Raw genomic sequence first — 18215 nt, 5'->3', positions numbered from 1 at the left:
CAGGTGATCAGCAGGTTCCGGGATCAATCGATTCTTGGTGGCTCCGCCTGGAGGGCATCAGCGGGCACCCGGTCTTCACCCCAGCTGCGATACACACCCTCCGTTACGCGGCGAAGCTCATCTTCGCTCACTTCCGCCGGCTCACCCCGTTCCAGTGGATCGTAGTGAAAGATATAAAGCCGTGACGTGAACATCTCAAAAGGCAGTGACGACTCCCCGAAACGCTCGCCGCAACCGGAGGTACTCACCTGCACTCCGTCACCCCAGTTCTGGCCGCTGTCGTTGTTCGGGTTGAAGAAATACACCCGCATCTCGCCTTCCGGATCCAGCGTCACCCGAAGAATGGTAATGGCGTGCCAGCCTATGAACCGGGCGGCACTGTCGGTAACCGCGATGCCCGCTGGTTGGGGGTGTATCAGCGGCTGACTGCCATTGTAGTAGGGATGGTAACTGGCGTAAAAATGCCGGATAAATCCTTCCAGGTCGGTTAGATTGCCGGTTGCCACATCCACATTAATGGCAAACCCGCGGCCAGCGGACCAGCCGTGGAATTCAGGGTTCACCCATCGATGGGGGTCACCTTCACGGCCGACGCATAGTCGGCCCATCTCAGCGTAGATCCGGTCCAGGTGCGGCACCACCACAAGAGAAACCGGATCAAGGTCCAGAGTTACTTCAGAAGCCACGCCGCCCGCGCTTCGGGCAGAGGAAACCGGCTGGCCCTCGAAATGCATGACGATTTCGTTGTCCCGGGCCGCCCAGGCAACCATCTGCAGCAGGTAATCCGGGTCGTTGTAGGCCCACATGGACAAAGCTCGGGCCGACTGGCAAGTGGGGTTGTTACCCTGCCCCACACCCAGAGGCTGTCCCAGCATGTTCATCACCCCCTGCATCAGCCAGGCGGCGGGCTGGGGCTGATAGCCATAGGCGAACTGAATTCGCTCCCGCGCCTCGGGGCACAGGTTCAGGCGAGCCTGACGCCAGAGCGCAGGCGCCACCGGAGGCTGATAAAGTATGCCCCGCTCCAGAAGCAGCGCCAGGCCATAGAGGCCCTGGGCTGTCTCGGGAAAAATGGACCCATCAATCAGGGTCCGCACCAGGTCCCGGTAACACAGCAGGCAATCCCGGCCAGTACTCGACAGCCCCAGAGCTTCACTCAGCAGGGAGTCCTGTCCCTCCAGAATAAATCGAACGAAACAGGCGTGGTATGGCGATACCAGGCCGGTGTCATGCATAGACCGGGCAAAACCGGTGGCTTCGTTCTGTAACGCAGCACTGTCCATGGTTTCCAGCCGTTGCTGGTATACCGCTGTGCCCGGGTCCTCACTGCAGGCCCGTGTAGGCCCGTACAGGCTGGAAATCAGCCGGTCGGCACCCCGGCCGGCACTACCCAGATCGGCGTCCGGATCTGCCCGGCAGATCGCGATCTGGGTAATCATCCTGCGCACGTCACTCACACGGATCGGCCGTTGCTCGAGAATGCGCCAGATCTCCTCGATCAGGCTGTCGATGACGTGTTCATAACCAATATGACTGGCCACGTATTGAACCAGGGACTGACTGATCAGTGCCAGTTTGCCCTGCTCCCGCTCCGCTTCGCCGGTCATCCCGAACAGCAGCCCCAGATTAATAGCCAATACCTGGGTCAGGTAGTGATGGGCCTGCTCCGCCGAAACGCTCGGATGCAGATAACTTCCGCGGGCGACTAATAACAGACGGAGTTCACTGAAGGCTTCGATCACCACGGTGTCGGCATTCTGGCTCTGCAGCGAGTAAGTGGTGAGCGAAGGCACAAGGGTGGCGGGATCAGCCCAGTCGGTCCCTTCAAACACACCGGCCTCTTCAAGCCGCTGTGCTCGCGCTTCGATGGCCTGACATCCCTCCGGCTGCAAAAGCACACGCCGGGCAATATCAAACAGTTTGGGAAGTTTGCCGGCCTTTGCAAAAGGCCGGCTCTCTTCCATCGCCACAATGGACTCGTCCAGTTTTTGCACCAACTTGTCAAAGTTGACCACAGGTGCCTGACTGGCCGGTTGATTTTCACTCAAACGAAATTCCTCAGGGCCTGCATCAAACCCTTTTCATTAATGCATGCCTCGATTATACATAGAAATCGAGTTCTTCCTGATGTTTGAGCAGATCCCGCATGACATACGGGTCTTCGCCGAAGAAATAAATCAGCCCCCAGTGGGTACCGAATGCGGTGCGCTTGGTAACGGTCTCTTCCACCGGTGGTGTCAGTTCGTGGGATTCAAAGTACTCGTGATTCTCGGTTTCTTCCGGAATCTCAAGGCGGCTGACCACACGACGACGCGGGTAAACACCGAAACAGCCGGCGTAACCCTTGGCATCCACCACTTCTTTCGGGAAGAACGCGGCAATTTCCTCTTCGGTGGTTTTCGGATCGAACGCCAGAATCATGCCCTGGTAGGCGTTAAAACCGTAGGCCCGTTCCAGCAGTTCAAAGACCTTGAAGCCGGGCGGCCGGTACGCCACCTCGCCAAAGTACATGGTGCCGTCGCTGGTCACGAAATACTCCGGATGGACAAAGCCGAATTCAATATCAAAAGTCTTGATCAGCTTTTCGATCTCAGCGGTGATCTGGGCACGGTATTTTTCCAGATCCGGCGTCGCTGGCACGAACACCGAATAACCGAGAGTGACGTACTCGGAAATGTTGAGGAAGCGTATCTTTCCGTTATGAACCCAGGCCTCAACGGCGAATTCCCAGCCATCCAGGTGTGATTCCATCAGCACCGGAAATTCTTCCTCAGGAATGGTGTCAACTTCGTCCGGGGTACGAATCACCCGATGGCCCAGGCAGCCAGCCTTGTCGAAGGCCTTGAGGTGAATGGGGTCGTTGGGATCCCCGTCCAGCTTCAGCAGGGTCTGGTTCACTCGCTTCAGAAAGCGGATTACGTCATCGCGGTCATGGGCTTCTTCAAAGATACCCACACGAATACCGCCCAGCTGGGCGCGACGCTTCATCAGTGCCTTGTCGCGCAGCAACATGGCCTGACCAAAGAGCCTTGGGTTGCCCATCAGCACCGAGTTGATGGCTCCGGCCCACTCTACGGTCTCTTCAAATAGCGGAATGGCGACGTCTACACCCTTATCCTGGAGGATATGGGCGATCTCGACGGAACGGTCATTCAGGCGTTCGAAATTCCAGGGCACGTAAGGAATGTCGTGCTCTGTGCAGTAAGCTTCGGCCCAGTCGGGCGCAACGACCACATAGCGGCGGTCGAACTTGTCGGCTGCTTCAATGGCATTCAGGCTCCAGCCTAACAGCGCAATATACCCTTTCTCAGGATTGTAGTTTTGCTCGGTCATAGGCTCTCTCCTTTACTCAGGGTTAGCCTTATAACCCTACGCGGACAGTACAAAATCGCAAATTTTGTGACCTGCTTAACCAAAAAAAGCACTGTGGCTGGCTGGAGCGAATCCAGCAATCACAGTGCTTTCCAGTTTCTTAGATCGTTTCGGTATATCAGCCCAATTTCAGGGTGGACAGGGTCCGCTCACGCACTTTGCTCAGCAGTGCTTCATCGTTTACCAGCGACTGGCCATAGGACGGCACCAGCTCCCTCATGCGCCCCTGCCACTCCGGCGTCTTGATTTTTTCCGGGAAGCACCGCTCGATGACGTTGATCATCGCATTGGCCGCCGTGGATGCTCCAGGCGAGGCCCCCAGCAGTGCTGCCAGGGTGCCGTCTTTGGCCGCCACAATCTCAGTGCCGAATTCCAGTTTGCCGCCACCATCGTCAACCTGCTTGATAATCTGAACCCGTTGGCCGGCCATCCGCAGCTGCCAGTCTTCCTCTTTCGCTTCCGGGAAAAAATTGCGCAACGATTCAACACGGTCCGCGTGCGACTGGAACACTTCGCCGATGAGGTAGCGGGTCAGGTCCATATTGCTCTTGCTGACCGAGAGCATTGGCCGCAGATTGGTGGGTTTCACCGAACCGAGCAGGTCAAAAATGGAGCCCTGCTTCAGAAACCGGGTGGTAAAGCCTGCGAAGGGCCCGAACAGCAATGCCGGCTCACCGTTGATGATGCGGGTGTCCAGATGCGGCACGGACATCGGGGGCGCCCCGATTGGTGCCTTGCCGTAGACCTTGGAGTGGTGCTGCTCAACGACGTCCGGCTTGCGACATACCAGCCACTGACCACTGACCGGGAAGCCCCCGTAACCACGGGCCTCATCAATGCCGGATTTCTGCAGCAGCGGCAGCGCGCCACCGCCGGCACCCAGAAACACAAAGCCAGCTTCCAGCTTGGTCAGCTCTCCGGTTTTCTGGTTTTTGACACGCACTTTCCAGCGGCCGTTGTCACGCTGGTCGATGTAGTGCACGGGACAGCTGGTCATCAGCTCGAAGTTGGGCTGGGTTTCCAGCCACTTCACCATGCTGCGGGTGAGTGAGCCAAAATCCACGTCCGAGCCATGCCTGATCCGGGTCGCAGCCACGCGCTGCATCGGATCCCGGTTCTTGACCACCAGGGGCATCCACTCTTCCAGATCGTTCGGGGACTCGGTGTATTCCATTTCACGGAACAGGTGGTGAGCACTCAGACGCTCGAACCGGCGCTTCAGGAAGGCAACATCTTTCTCACCCCAGACAAAGCTCTGGTGTGGCGTACGATTAATAAAACTGCTGGGCTCCGGCAGAATGCCCTGCTCAACCAGATACGACCAGAGCTGCAGCGACACCTCGAACTGGGCATTGATCTGCAGGGCGCGTTCGATGGCCACGTCGCCATCGTCGGATTCGGGAGTGTAATTGAGCTCGCAGTAGCCGGCGTGGCCGGTGCCTGCGTTGTTCCATCCGTCCGTACTTTCATGGGCAACGTGGTCGAGACGCTCCACCATGACGATGTCCAGGGACGGATCCAGCTGCCTGAGCATCATACCGAGAGTGGCGCTCATGACGCCACCGCCGACCAGCACTACGTCTGCCTGTCTAACGGCCATTGGTTTTCACCCTAGCTAATGTTGAGCTTTTCGCCCCCTCACGATCAGCAAGAAGGCCTGTCGGAAGCCGGCCGGGCGCGAGGTAACCGACGCCGCCGTCTGCTTCCGGTCTGAATGCGCGCGCAATTATCCCGATTTCCGCCAAAATAATAAATTGCGATTGTCAATCGATGCGCTTTTTCCGGAAATCGCCGATATTCGGGTGCTGCAATTCCCACTTACGAACAGTGGTTTGCTACGGGTCAAAGGTCTAAAATCCGGCCGCGTGATCTGTCTGGCCGGGTCTGGCCTTTATTCTGAAAACCAGGACGGGATATCCCATGTCTGCCCTCGAAGCGATTCTGATTACTTTCGCAGTTCTGGCGCTGTTGGGCGTCATCTTTGAAGAAGCCATTCACATCAATAAGGCCAAGGTTACACTGTTCTTTGGCACTATGAGCTGGATGTTTCTGTTTCTGTTCAGCGATAACGCTGAAGAGACCTCAGCCATCTCCGCAGGACTCTCAGAGAGCATTGCCGAAATCGCGGGGCTCTGGCTGTTTCTTGTAGCAGCCATGACATTTGTCGCTTACCTGAACAAGAAAGGTATGATCGAAAACGTGATTTACCTGATCATGCCGAAGCAGGTAAGCGAACGGCGATTACTGTTCCTCACCGGCCTTTTCTGCTTCATTTTCTCCTCTTTGGCAGACAATATCACCGCCACTTTAGTCTCATGTTCACTGATTCTCTCCCTGGATCTTGAGCTGAAAAAGCGGATCCAGTTCGTCACCCTAGTGGTTTTTGCGGTCAACTCCGGAGGGGTATCACTGATCACCGGAGACGTCACCACGTTGATGATATTCCTGGCGGACAAGGTGGAAATACTGACCTTGCTGACCCTGGCCATCCCGGCCTCGATTACGGTTTTCATCCTTGCCCTGTTCCTCTCTGGGGGACTGACAGGAACGGTCACACTTCGCTCCAACAACACTCCGGTCCGGCCCGTGGACGCCATCATCAGCGGCCTGTTTTTGTTAACAATCCTGTGCACCATTGCCGGCAACGCCCTGTTCAGTATTCCGCCGGTTCTGACCTTCCTGTTTGGCCTCTCGATCATGTTTCTGGTGTCGCGATTCATGAGTGATGACTCCGATCTGGACCCGATTCTGGAATACATCCGTATTATCGAATTCGAGACCTTGCTGTTCTTCCTGGGCATCCTGCTGCTGGTGGGCATGCTCAAGGAGATTCACGCGCTCGATTCCCTGGTGGCCATATACGACGTTCTGCCGCCACTTTACGCCAACTACCTGATGGGCATCTTCTCGGCGGTTATCGATAACGTGCCGCTGACCGCAGCGCTGCTAAAAGCGGGCATCAACATGAGCCCCGGCGAGTGGATGGGGCTGACCTACGCAGTTGGCGTGGGAGGCTCATTACTGGTGATTGGCTCTGCCGCCGGGATTGTCGCCATGAGCAAGATCCCGGGGCTGACCTTTGCGGCCTACATGCGGTATCTTGCACACCTTCTCGCAGCTTACACCCTCGGTTATGCAGGGGTTTACATGCTTGGACGTTTCATCAACTGAGGTTTTTCTATGCTAATGGCATTGGGCGCAATCATCGCTGGCCTGGTTCTGCTGGTCTGGAGTGCTGACAAGTTCGTGGAGGGCGCAGCGGCGACCGCCAAACACCTGGGCATGCCAACCCTGCTGATCGGCATGGTGATCATCGGTTTCGGAACCTCAGCCCCGGAACTGGCGGTTTCCGCCATGGCTGCCGCGGACGGCAATCCCGGCCTGGCACTGGGTAACGGTTACGGTTCCAACATTACCAACATCGCCCTGATCGTCGGCCTGACCGCGATCATCGCGCCGATTGCCGTGCACTCCCAGGTTATTCGCAAGGAGTTACCGCTGCTGGTCGTGCTGACACTGATTGCCGGTGCCCAATTGCTCGACGGCGAACTGTCACGGCTTGACGGCTGGGTACTTCTGGGCGTTTTTGCTGCGGTAATGGGCTGGTCCATCTATCAGGGCATGAAGGGCAAGGCCGACCCGCTGGGCGGCGAGGCAGATGCCGAAATCATTGCCCACCCCATGCCGCTGAAAGCCGCCATCATCTGGCTGGTTATCGGCCTGATCCTGCTGGTCGTCAGCTCACGCCTGCTGGTATGGGGCGCGGTGTTCATCGCCCAGAGCCTGGGCGTCAGCGATCTGGTGATCGGCCTGACCATCGTCGCCATTGGCACGTCCCTGCCGGAACTCGCCTCGGCCCTCGCTGCCGTTAAGAAGAACGAGCACGATCTCATTCTTGGTAACATCCTGGGCTCGGGCATTTTCAACACCCTGGCCGTCGTCGGTCTGGCTGCGGTGATCCAGCCGCTGGCTGTTGATCCGGAAGTTCTCTACCGGGACTGGACACTGATGCTGGCGTTAACGGTGGGCCTGTTCCTGATGGGCTTTGGCCTGACCGGCTGGCGCAAAATGGTCAGCCGGGTTGACGGCACCATCCTGGTGCTGGTTTACGTCGCCTACACCGGCTACCTGCTCTCCACTGTGGTCAGCGCCGGAGCCGCCTGATCCGGCAACGGTGAAGCCGGGCTACCCGGCTTCACCGACACTCCCGAAACCCCAACCAATAACAAGGCTCGCCATCTCGCGAGCAGTGCGTCCCACCCCGAATAACCCACAAAAATATTGCTCAATTATTGGCCAGGCTCTATAAGTAATAAGGATATTACCTGCTCAAGTCAGCTGAGCAGCTCCTCACCGTCCAATGACAAGCCCAACAAGGAGAGACGGATCATGAAACCCGAAACAGCCCTACAGCGAGGCCTGAATGATCCGGGCCTTGAAAACCCGACCCGCCGCAGCCTTCTGCTCGGCAGTGCCGGCGCCATGGCAGCCGTAAGCCTGCTTGGCTTCACGCCGCTGGCCAGGGCGGAGGAGCCGAAATCGCTTCCCGATTACGCCGCCTGGAAAGAGCGCAACGCCCTGATTGTGCACAGCGCCAACACCATGGAAACCCAACGGGGCGCCATCGGAAACGGCGTCATCACGTCCAGCGATCGCCTGTTCGTTCGCAATAACCTGCCAGCCCCGCCGGCTTCGGTAACCGAAAACCCTGACATCTGGGAAGTTCGTATCGAAGGTGTCAAAAACCCTCGCACACTGACGGTCGGAGATCTCAAGAAGATGGGGGTAACCACCGTTGCCTCCGTGCTCCAGTGCTCCGGCAACGGCCGGGCCTTCTTCCCGCATGGTGCCAGCGGCACCCAATGGTCTGTCGGTGCCGCCGGCTGCATCATGTGGACCGGCGTGCCACTGAAAGACGTGGTGGAAGCGCTGGGCGGCCCGGCAGACGGTGCCCGTTACATAACCAGTACCGGCGGCGAAACACTACCCGACGGTCTTGATCCCAAGACAATCATCGTGGAACGCTCAGTACCCACCCGGGCCATGGAAACTGCGCTGCTGGCCTGGGAGATGAACGACGAACCACTGACCCATACCCATGGCGGCCCGTTGCGCATGGTAGTGCCCGGTTACTACGGTGTGAACAACGTCAAGTACGTGAAAAACATCGCCTTCACCGAAAACCAGACCGATGCCAAAATTCAGGCGTCAGGCTACCGGATTCGCGAAGTTGGCGTGAAAGGGGCACCAGACCAGCCGTCGATGTGGGAAATGAACGTCAAATCCTGGGTTACTGCACCACTGGAAACGGCGCGAAGTGGCCGGAACATGATCTATGGTGTGGCCTTTGGCGGCACGGTAGCCCTGGAAAAAGTGGATGTTTCCCTGGACGGTGGCAAAACCTGGAAACAGGCCCGATTCCTGGGGCCGGACCTGGGCCCCTATGCCTGGCGACCCTTTGTGATGGCGGCAGACCTGCCTGCCGGCGAACATCGCATTGTCAGCCGGGCGACGGATACTCAGGGCAACAGCCAGCCTGAGGGCCGGACCGAGAATGAGCGTGGCTATGGCCACAATGGCTGGAGCGACCACGGAGTCACGGTCGCCGTCAGTTGAAAACCCTCGGGGCTGGCCGTGAGACCGGCCGCCCCGACTCTCCCGGAATACAAGAACATGAGAAAGACTGCAGTACTGTTGGCGGCATCCCTGATCGGGATCTCGTCTCTGGCAAAGGCCGATGATATCGAGAAGGGAAAACAGGTTTTTACCCAGGAGGCGCAGCCTTCCTGCACCGTGTGTCACACTCTTGCAGACGCAGGCTCTGCAGGCGCTATCGGCCCGAATCTGGACGAACTGAAACCGACCAGAGAACGGGTAATCAACGCGGTCACCGGTGGCGTTGGCATCATGCCGGCGTTCAATGAATCCCTGTCTTCAGAACAAATCACGGCCGTGGCACATTACGTCTCCAGGGTAACCGGAGGGGATAAGTAACATTCGGGGGCGGGGCCCGCCCCCGAATGTTAGCTTTAGCCGTTTTCCTTGAACACCATCGCGTTCGAATTCAGGCAGTAACGCTGTCCGGTCGGTGGCGGGCCATCCGGGAAGACGTGCCCCAGATGGCTGTCGCACCGTGGACACCGGATTTCGGTACGGCTCATGCCCAGGCTGGTGTCTTCGATATATCGGATATGGTCTGAATCAAAGGGCTGAAAGAAACTCGGCCAGCCGGTCCCTGAATCAAACTTGGAGTTGGAACTGAACAGTGGCAGGTCACAGAGCCGGCAGTGGTAGACGCCGGCTTTTTTGTTGTCCAGCAAGGTACCGCAGAACGGATGCTCGGTCCCGTGGTCCAGCAGCACACGTCTTTCATCAGCCGTCAGATCCGCAGCCTTCTCCTCAACCTGTGCTTTGGTCAATGGTGTCAGGTCGTAACCTGCAGCGGAAACTCCCATGTGTGCCTCCTCAGGCCATGCTGCCTGTGTCGTTGTCCGTGTATTCCGGTTTCAGGCTGTCACCATAGCTGTCCGCCAGTTTTTCCATTTTCGGAGCAGCAACGGCCATGATGTAGGGCTGGTACGGATTCCGGGCAGCAAAATTCTGGTGGTACTCCTCCGCAGGGTAAAACGCCTCCAGCGGTTCCAGCGTGGTCACAATCGGGTCCGGATAGACGCCGGCCTGATTGAGCTGATGGATATAGGCCTCGGCTACCCGTCGCTGTTCCGGTGTCTGGTAGAAAACGGCAGAACGGTACTGGGTGCCACGGTCATTGCCCTGACGGTTGAGTTGGGTAGGGTCATGGGCCACGGAAAAAAACACTTTCAGCAGCTCACCAAAACCGACCTTTGCCGGGTCGTAGTGAACATCCACCACCTCAGCGTGTCCTGTGGTACCTGTGCACACTGCCTCGTAATTGGCTGAGCTGGAATGCCCCCCGGCATAACCGGACTGCACACTGGTAACGCCATCGATGGCCAGGAACACCGCCTCGACGCACCAGAAACAACCGCCAGCCAGAACGACTCGCTGTTCACCCTCTGCCGCAGGCAGATCCTGCTCCGGATCCGGAAAACGGCTTCGGGGTACGTTCAGACCTGGAATACTGCACGATGTCGTCATGGTGACCTCTGCGTTCGGATTTTCTGCCTGTTAGGCATCGATTGTGGCTGGAAAACGCCCAATTTGCCAACCGCCATGCCAGTATGGGCGAGAGCAGTCGAAAATATACGCTGATCAGCGCAGCAGGATCACTCCCGCCAAGGCGCTGGCGGGTGCCAGCAGCCACACCGGGACACGCCAGACGGCCAGACACAGCCATAAAACCAGTACCAGACCAAGATCGCCGGGGCCATGAACCGCCGACGTCCAGACGGGATCGTACAGAGCCGCCAGCAAAAGCCCGACGACACCCGCATTTACGCCCGCCAGGGCAGCCCTGGCCCTTCGATGCTCCCGCAGCCAGCCCCACAAGGGAAGACCCGCGAACACCAGCAAGGTTCCGGGCAGGAACACTGCGATCACAGCAACAATACCACCGGCCATGCCGGCCTCGGCTGCACCGAGAAAACCGGAGAAGGAGAACAGCGGCCCCGGCATTGCCTGTGCCACTCCATAACCCGCCAGGAAGGTGTCCGCAGGCATTGCCCCGGACGCGACGAAGCCCTCCTGCAACCAGGGCAGAACGACGTGCCCGCCACCAAACACCAGTGCCCCGGCCCGGTACAGCTCAGCACCAATCCAGCCGAGACTGCCCGACGTCTGCGGCAAAAAGGAGACCAACAGGAGAACGATAAATGCCAGTGCAAACAGAGCCGGCTTGCGGGACTGCACAGGCACATGCAGGGGTTCGGACGCCTTGCCACTGGTCAGATTCAGAAACGAACCCACCACACCGGCAACAGCCAGGGCCAGTATCTGCATCCAGGTCTCACCCAGCACCAGCAGACTCGCAGCCACCAGCAAGGCCATGGCAATGCGGGGGCGATCCGGACACAGTGTTTGCCCCATCTGCCAGACTGCCTGGGCCACCACTGCGACCACGAAGAGCTTGAGACCGTCCACCCAGCCCCCACTGCCGGCCTCGGGCCAGAAGCTCAGCCCGAGTGCAAACCCGATCATGATGACGGCAGACGGAAGGGTGAAGCCCAGCCAGGCGGCAAAAGCACCCGGGTAATGGCCACGCAGGAAGCCAATGGTCAGGCCCACCTGACTGGAAGCAGGCCCAGGCAACAATTGGCACAAAGCCAGGATTTCGCCATAGGCGCTATCTGACAACCACTGGCGGCGTTTCACAAATTCGTCGTGGAAGAATCCCAGATGGGCCGCAGGTCCGCCAAACGAGGTCAGGCCGAGCCGGAGGAACAGCAGAAAAATCTGCCAGCAAGACAACCTCTCATCACCTGCTTTCTCAGTCATAGGCACCTTGGTTATATTTGTTTCAGTGTTCCGTCTGGCATCAAACATGAACATTATGTCGTTTTGGTTGCATACCTTCGAGGGCCATCCATAATGACAGACAGGGTTTGCCACTTTGCACATCGGCCATGCCCGGCTCGGCATACAAAGGAAGAAAAATGACGGCAAGGGCTCGCACACCGGAAAGCCAGGACGAACTCCTGGAGTACCGCCTGAGCCTGAGACTTGGCCCCGTTCACGCCCGCCAAAGACTCGGCATCGAACGGGAAGCTGAAGCGAAGGTATTCGGGCAGGATCACAGCTCCTTCCATCTGGAAAACTGGGCCACGGCGCCCGGTTTTATCCGTACCTGCCTGAGAGCAGTGGGAATGTGGGGGCGTGGCCAGAGCAACAGCCGGCGCCTTAGCACCGTGCACAACCGCTTTCATCTGCACAATCTGCCTGCCGCCTTTGAGGGTTACCGCATTCTGCACCTGACGGATCTGCACGTGGACATGGACGAAGCCAATCTGCAGGCAGTTCTGCGCGAGATCGAGTCCCTGGACTACGATCTGTGTGTGCTGACGGGGGACTATCGCAAACTCACCTGGGGACCCATTGACGACGCCCTCGACGGCATGGCCCGATTGCGTGATGGCATCAGGGGCAAAGCTTACGCCGTGCTCGGCAACCACGACAGTGTCCGCATGGTGCCAGCGCTGGAGGACATGGGCTATCAGCTGCTGATGAACGAAATGGCCGCCCTTGAACGGGAAGGGCAAAGCTTATTCCTGGCGGGCGTGGATGACGCCCACTTCTTCAAGGTGCACAACCTGCACCGGGCTGGCGATAACATCCCGGCCGGGGGAACCAGCATTCTGCTCAGTCACACTCCGGAGATATGGCGGGAAGCCGCCCATGCCGGTTATGACGTTTTTCTGTGCGGCCACACCCATGGCGGCCAGATCTGCCTGCCCGGCGGCATTCCCATTACCCTGGATTCTGATTGCCCGCGCAGTCTCGGGCGCGGCTACTGGCGAATGAATGGCATGCAGGGTTACACCTCACCCGGTTCAGGCACCTCGGTGGTGAACATCCGGTTGAACTGCCCTCCGGAGGTCACCATCCATACCCTGACGCGAGGGCCGGATTAATAGGGTTAATGAGGGTGCCGGCGGATGCCGAGGCGATAGAGCAACGGTGAAGCGACGATGTTTGACAGGGTAAAGAGCACCACCACACCAATGACCACCCAGCCACTGACAGGCAACCACCACATTGCCAGCAACATGGGCAATAGCGCTTCAGGGATCTGATCCAGGCCGACCGCCCTGGCGCTCGAAGCCAGGCCCAGCCGGCGCTTGATGAAGCTGCTCAGCATGTCGCCAACGAGCCCGATAACGCCGAACACCACCCCGAAAATGAATCCCAGCCCGGTGACCAGTGAAAACAGCCCGCAGGCCAATGCCCCGGACACTACACCCCGCCAGGTCTTGCTTTTACCGAGAATGGGGCGTCCGTCTTTCCACGAGCGGCCACCATCGACCGGCGCTGACCAAAGTCCGTTGAGCAGACCAGCAGCAACTACCGGCGCGCCATTGGCAAGCACCAGCATGACAAACAGCTCCAGGGATATCAGCAAGCGCGTGGGCTCCCTTTAAAACAACCGGCAATACAAACGGTCAGGCGATTCCGCCCCGGGTCAGCTTCAGCGGATCCATGAGTGCTTCAAGCCTGTCGCGGCTCAGACCGCTGCGCTCCTCGGCAACGTCGATCACCGGGCGCCCGGTGCGGTATGCCTCCTTCGCAATATCCGCTGCCAGGCTGTAACCGATTTCCGGATTCAGCGCGGTTACCAACACCGGATTCCGGCCTACCCCGGCATTCAGGTTGTCAGCGTTGACGGTGAAATCCCGGATCGCCTTGTCCGCCAGCATAATCGACGCGTTGGAGAGCAGATCCGTCATGTCCAACAGGTTGCCGGCCACCAGGGGCAGCATCACGTTGAGCTGGAAGTTTCCGGACTGGCCGGCAATGGCCACCGCACTGTCCAGGCCCATTACCTGGGCACCGACCATGGCCACCGATTCCGGGATAACCGGGTTTACCTTGCCCGGCATAATACTGCTGCCCGGCTGCAGGGCCGGAAGGCTGATTTCGGCCAGGCCATGAATAGGCCCGCTGTTCATCCAGCGCAGATCGTTGGCGATTTTGGTAAGTACAATCGCCACACCTCGCAGCTGTGCAGAAAGCGCCACCGGACCATCCACCGCACTCTGGCCGGTAAACTTGTGCTCCATTGAGGTGAAGGAATAGCCGGTATTGGAGCGCAGGAACTTGATGAACTGGCCGGCAAACTCCGGTAACGCGTTGATCCCGGTCCCCACCGCAGTGCCGCCCTGGGGCACCGCCAACAGTTCGTCTGCTGCCGCTTCCACGCGTTTTTCCACGGCCAGAAGCTGTTCCCGCCAGGTTTTCAGTTCCTGGCCCAGGGTAACCGGCATGGCGTCCATCAGGTGTGTACGGCCGGTTTTTACCTGGCTCGAGAAAGCCGCCTCCTGCTCATAGATCACGCCGCGCAGGTGCGAGAGTGCCGGTAGAAGTTTTTCATGTACCGCGATAACGGCGCTGACGTGAATGGCGGTTGGTATCACATCATTGGAGCTCTGGCTCATGTTGACATGATCATTCGGATGCACCTCCTCACCTGCGTTGCGGGCGATGCTGGCAATGACCTCATTCACATTCATGTTGGTGCTGGTGCCCGAACCGGTCTGGTACCGGTCGACCGGAAACTGGTCCGCGTATTCGCCGTCCACCAGATTCTGGCAAGCCGCTGCGATTGCGTCCCGCAGGTCGTTGTCCAGAAGCCCGAGACTGGTGTTCGCCTCCGCTGCCGCCCTCTTGATCTGGGCCACTGCGGCAATGAACCCATGGGGCATCGGCTGGCCACTGACCGGGAAATTCTCGACCGCACGCTGGGTTTGCGCGCCCCAGAGTGCATTTTTGGGAACCTGGACGTCTCCAAGACTGTCCGTTTCCGTTCTGTATTCGCTCATGCTCCCTCCTACGTTGGGCTTGCCAGCGTTTACGTAGCGACTCTCGCTGTGTCTCTCAGCCGCCGCCCTGGGATCTCAGCCGGACATGGTCGCAAATGCCTGTCACCTGATCAAAATTCAGAATCAGGGTATGAACGGTATTGGTGTAGGTATCATGCAGGTGAAACTTGTAACGGCGCTGCTTTTCACCCTGAAGGAAACCATCGTATTCACGCACCAGCTCCCGCACGTCGCCCCCGGAATCCCTGCTCCAGGTGGCGTTGAACGGGCCCAGAACGGCACCGCCGGCCAGGCATATGGTGACTTCGTGGTTGGTAAGGCTGTTTTCCGGAGCACTCATGGCTAATCTCCCTTCAGATTTGCCTCAGGTAGGTTTAGTTAAGTGTAGTCCGGCGAATCTTTCTTTGTGTGCTAATGCCTTGCTTTGTGCGGCAATGCCCTGCTTTGTCCTGGCCACGCACGGTAGATTCTCAGCCAGAGGCAAGCAGGCTGGTCATCAGGGCTCTGAGCCGGTTTGGCTTGACCGGTTTGTTCAGGATCGGCAGATACTGGGCGCGCAGCAGTTTTCGGGTGTCGTCACTGCGATCCGCGGTGATGATGGCGGCGGGAATGTCCAGGCCAAGGTACCGGCGCACCCCGTGAATGGCGTCATAGCCGGTCAGCTCGTTATTCAGATGGTAATCGGCGAGCATGATGGCTGGTATCTGGCCAGTGTGCTCCAGTACTTCCAGTGCCTGAACCTTGCTGCCGGCGATCAGCACCTCGCAACCCCAGCGTTCCAGCAGTATCCGCATACTCTCAAGGACTGCCGGCTCATTGTCGATGACCAGAATGGAGATTCCGTCGAAGCCATCGGAGAATCCCTGACGAGTACCCGCACGAGGTAGTTCGTGCAGGGCTTGCGACGGCTCCATCGGCAGAGTCAGTACAAACCGGGAACCGCGCCCGGGCCTGGAAGACACATCAATATCATAACCCAGAATCCGGACCATGCGCTCAACAATGGCGAGCCCCAGGCCCACGCCCTGGCGACCGCCGGTACCCTGGGGCAGTAACTGGTGAAATTCCGTGAAGATCTCCCTGAGTTTGTCTTCCTCTATACCCACCCCGGTATCCCAGACCTCGATCCGCAACTGGTCACCCCTTGCTCTCAAGGCCATCACAACACCACCCTTCCGGGTATAACGGAAGGCATTGCTGAGCAGGTTTCGGAGAATGCGCGTAAGCATGCGCTGGTCGGTTTTGACCACGACCGGAATGGTCCGAATCCGGAAGGCCAGCCCTTCATTGGCGGCGACCGCCTCAAACTCTTCTGCCAGCGACTGGGCCAGGGCGGCCACATCGGTATACCCAAGATCCGGTTTCATGGCCTGCTGGTCGAGTTTCGAGATGTCCAGCAAGTCTGCCAGCAGGTCCTCCGCGCCCTCCAGCGCCCGGTGCACCTGATGCACCATACGGGTTTCCTGCTCAGGCAACTTGCTCTCCTGGAGCGCAGAAACCATCAACCGGGCGGCGTTCAGTGGTTGCAGCAGGTCATGGCTGGCCGCTGCCAGGTATTTATCCTTGCCACGGTTGGCTTCCTTGGCGGCCTCCATGGCAACCACAAGTTCCCGTTCGACCTTCTCCCGCTCCTCAATCTGATAGCGCAAGCCAACATTGGCGTTCTGAAGCGCCTCGGTGCGTTCTTCCACCCGACGCTCAAGAGTCGCATTCAGCTGTTCCAGTTTTTGCCGGGCCAGCACCCGCTCGGTGATGTCTGCCACAAAAGCTTCCACCACTTCCGGCCCAAGATCCGGCCTTCGCAACAGGGTGACAGCCACATGGACCGGCTTGTGATCCGCCCGCTGGAAGCGGGTTTCCCGGGCGCTCAGGCTACCCTCATTCAGCAGTTCCTGGCGGATGGCATCGAACTCGCTGGCGCTGCAGAACAGCTGTTCCCGCAACCGGATAACCCGCTGGGTCAGAGCCTCGGCGCTCTCGTACCCGCAGATTCGGGCCATCGCCGGATTGCAGGCCAGGAAGCCACCTCGAAGGTTGGCCTGGAAGATGCCATGCAGCGCGTTCTCGAACAGCCACTTGTAGCGGTTGCGCTCCTGCTCCAGCTCCTCAATCCGCTCCTGTAAGGCCGGGTAATAGTTCTTACGGACCGACTGGCTGCCGAGGCCAAGAAGATCGCCAATTCCATAGCCACTGTCGGGCCCATCGTCCGGAACGTCAGAGCGCTTCTTCATAGACAACCTGAACGTCCCGGAGCGATGATTTTCGGGGATTGGTGAGAATACAAGGGTCCTGCAGGGCAAAGCCGGACAGATGTGGAATATCGGAAACGCTGACTCCCAGCTGGGCCAGCCGTGCTTCCAGCCCCACTTTGCGTTTCAGCTCAACGATTCGCTGCATCAGCCGCTTCTTGATCTCCGGTTTGCTCATTCCCCGGGTATCGATATCCATGGCCTCGGCCACCCGGCGGAAACGGTCTTCCGCAGACTGGAAGTTGTAGGCCACCACATGCTCCAGCAACAGCGCGTTACACAGCCCGTGGGGCAAATCCAGAAACCCGCCGAGGCTGTGGGACATAGCGTGCACCGCCCCCAGAATGGCATTGGAGAACGCCAGCCCGGCCTGCATGGAGGCCAGCATGATCTGTTCCCTGAGGTAGGGATCAGCGATGTTCTCCACCAGGGGTTCCAGGTTACGGTTGATCAGCCGGATGGCTTCCAGGGCATGGGTGTCGGTCAACGGGCCGCTGCCTGTGGAGACAAACGCCTCAATGGCATGAACCAGGGCGTCTACACCGGTACAGGCAGTCAGGTAGGCATCCATGGTTTCCGTGACTTCCGGATCAATCAGGGAGACATCCGGCACCACAGCCTTGCTGATGATGGAAAACTTGAAACGGCGGTTCGGGTCGGAAATGATCGCGAACTGGGAAACGTCCGCCGAGGTGCCGGCCGTGGTCGGGATCAGGATCAGGGGTGGTGACGGGTTGGTGATGGTGTCCACACCCTCAAATTCCAGAATGTTGCGGCCGTGGGTCGCAACGATACCAATGCCCTTGGCGCAATCCATGGGGCTGCCGCCACCGATGGCGACAATGACATCGCACTCGCTGGATTTGTAAAGCTCGGCGCCGGTCATCACCTCATCAACTTTGGGATTTGGGGATACACCGGTAAAGACCGTGGAGCGGATGCCCGCATCGGTCAGAAGCGTCACGATCTCGTTGACCCAACCCGCGGCGGCAACTCCCGGATCAGACACCAGAAAGACATGCCGGGCACCAAAGTTACTGGCAAAATTGGCAACCGACTTCCGGGAGCCAGCGCCAAAGACAATTTCCGGTGAGACAAACTTTCGCAGGGTGGAGATATCGTGACTCATCAGACTCTACTC

16 protein-coding genes are annotated in these 18215 nt (G+C 58.6%); 5 read left to right on the top strand and 11 right to left on the bottom strand.

Translation table 11 applies throughout. The features are described 5' to 3' along the window. Nucleotides 1-23 precede the first annotated feature (23 nt). The 3 genes from CLH62_RS14200 to mqo form a co-directional block, all read right to left on the bottom strand. Complete coding sequence (locus CLH62_RS14200; RefSeq protein ID WP_099618778.1) at nucleotides 24-2048, bottom strand: hypothetical protein; 2025 nt, start codon at nucleotides 2046-2048, stop codon at nucleotides 24-26. 52 nt (nucleotides 2049-2100) lie between these two features. Continuing rightward, a complete protein-coding gene (locus CLH62_RS14195; RefSeq protein ID WP_099618777.1) occupies nucleotides 2101-3333 on the bottom strand; it encodes an ATP-grasp domain-containing protein in 1233 nt (410 codons plus the stop codon). 157 nt (nucleotides 3334-3490) lie between these two features. After that, a complete protein-coding gene (gene mqo / locus CLH62_RS14190; protein ID WP_099618776.1) occupies nucleotides 3491-4972 on the bottom strand; it encodes a malate dehydrogenase (quinone) in 1482 nt (493 codons plus the stop codon). 320 nt (nucleotides 4973-5292) lie between these two features. On the opposite strand from mqo, the gene nhaD reads away from it, so the two are divergent. The 4 genes from nhaD to sorU all read left to right on the top strand — a co-directional run bounded on the left by nhaD (nucleotide 5293) and on the right by sorU (nucleotide 9366). Further along, a complete protein-coding gene (gene nhaD / locus CLH62_RS14185) occupies nucleotides 5293-6543 on the top strand; it encodes a sodium:proton antiporter NhaD (protein ID WP_099618775.1) in 1251 nt (416 codons plus the stop codon). A 9-nt stretch (nucleotides 6544-6552) separates the two neighbouring features. Continuing rightward, nucleotides 6553-7536: a calcium/sodium antiporter gene (locus CLH62_RS14180; protein ID WP_211285745.1), complete on the top strand. Its 984-nt coding sequence runs from the start codon at nucleotides 6553-6555 to the stop codon at nucleotides 7534-7536. Between the two features lie 225 nt (nucleotides 7537-7761). Next, complete coding sequence (gene sorT / locus CLH62_RS14175; RefSeq protein ID WP_099618774.1) at nucleotides 7762-8988, top strand: SorT family sulfite dehydrogenase catalytic subunit; 1227 nt, start codon at nucleotides 7762-7764, stop codon at nucleotides 8986-8988. Nucleotides 8989-9045: 57 nt separating this feature from the next. Then, nucleotides 9046-9366, top strand: coding sequence for a SorU family sulfite dehydrogenase c-type cytochrome subunit (sorU, locus tag CLH62_RS14170; protein WP_099618773.1), 321 nt, complete (start codon nucleotides 9046-9048; stop codon nucleotides 9364-9366). Between the two features lie 35 nt (nucleotides 9367-9401). Here the strand turns inward: sorU and msrB are convergent, their stop codons facing one another. From msrB to chrA, 3 genes are all read right to left on the bottom strand, one after another. After that, a complete protein-coding gene (gene msrB, locus CLH62_RS14165) occupies nucleotides 9402-9827 on the bottom strand; it encodes a peptide-methionine (R)-S-oxide reductase MsrB (protein WP_099618772.1) in 426 nt (141 codons plus the stop codon). Nucleotides 9828-9837: 10 nt separating this feature from the next. Continuing rightward, entirely contained in the window at nucleotides 9838-10491 is a 654-nt protein-coding gene (msrA, locus tag CLH62_RS14160) for a peptide-methionine (S)-S-oxide reductase MsrA (protein ID WP_099618771.1), read from the bottom strand. A 114-nt stretch (nucleotides 10492-10605) separates the two neighbouring features. Next, entirely contained in the window at nucleotides 10606-11787 is a 1182-nt protein-coding gene (gene chrA, locus CLH62_RS14155) for a chromate efflux transporter (RefSeq protein ID WP_099618888.1), read from the bottom strand. A gap of 158 nt (nucleotides 11788-11945) precedes the next feature. Here chrA and CLH62_RS14150 point away from each other — a divergent pair, with 158 nt between their 5' ends. Continuing rightward, nucleotides 11946-12920, top strand: coding sequence for a metallophosphoesterase (locus CLH62_RS14150; RefSeq protein WP_099618770.1), 975 nt, complete (start codon nucleotides 11946-11948; stop codon nucleotides 12918-12920). Nucleotides 12921-12925: 5 nt separating this feature from the next. On the opposite strand, the gene CLH62_RS14145 is transcribed toward CLH62_RS14150, so the two are convergent. The 5 genes from CLH62_RS14145 to ercA form a co-directional block, all read right to left on the bottom strand. Then, the gene (locus CLH62_RS14145) at nucleotides 12926-13408 is read right to left on the bottom strand and encodes a CDP-archaeol synthase (RefSeq protein ID WP_099618769.1); all 483 of its coding nucleotides are present in this window, start codon (nucleotides 13406-13408) and stop codon (nucleotides 12926-12928) included. A gap of 40 nt (nucleotides 13409-13448) precedes the next feature. Continuing rightward, complete coding sequence (locus CLH62_RS14140; RefSeq protein ID WP_099618768.1) at nucleotides 13449-14825, bottom strand: class II fumarate hydratase; 1377 nt, start codon at nucleotides 14823-14825, stop codon at nucleotides 13449-13451. A gap of 55 nt (nucleotides 14826-14880) precedes the next feature. Then, nucleotides 14881-15165, bottom strand: a complete 285-nt coding sequence (locus CLH62_RS14135) for a hypothetical protein (RefSeq protein WP_099618767.1) — start codon at nucleotides 15163-15165, stop codon at nucleotides 14881-14883. 130 nt (nucleotides 15166-15295) lie between these two features. Continuing rightward, nucleotides 15296-17056 carry a PAS domain-containing hybrid sensor histidine kinase/response regulator gene (locus tag CLH62_RS14130; RefSeq protein ID WP_099618766.1) on the bottom strand — a complete coding sequence of 587 codons (1761 nt, stop codon included), beginning with the start codon at nucleotides 17054-17056 and terminating at the stop codon, nucleotides 15296-15298. Further along, nucleotides 17040-18203 (bottom strand): alcohol dehydrogenase-like regulatory protein ErcA, encoded by a 1164-nt coding sequence (ercA, locus tag CLH62_RS14125; protein WP_099618765.1) that lies wholly within the window; start codon nucleotides 18201-18203, stop codon nucleotides 17040-17042. Before ercA ends, CLH62_RS14130 begins: the two co-directional genes overlap by 17 nt. Between the last annotated feature and the right edge of the window lie 12 nt (nucleotides 18204-18215).

Source organism: Marinobacter guineae (assembly GCF_002744735.1).
In the GTDB taxonomy this organism is placed as follows: Bacteria; Pseudomonadota; Gammaproteobacteria; order Pseudomonadales; family Oleiphilaceae; genus Marinobacter; species Marinobacter guineae.
Note: the sequence above shows the minus strand (reverse complement) of the source record. Positions and strands in the feature narration are given on the sequence as shown.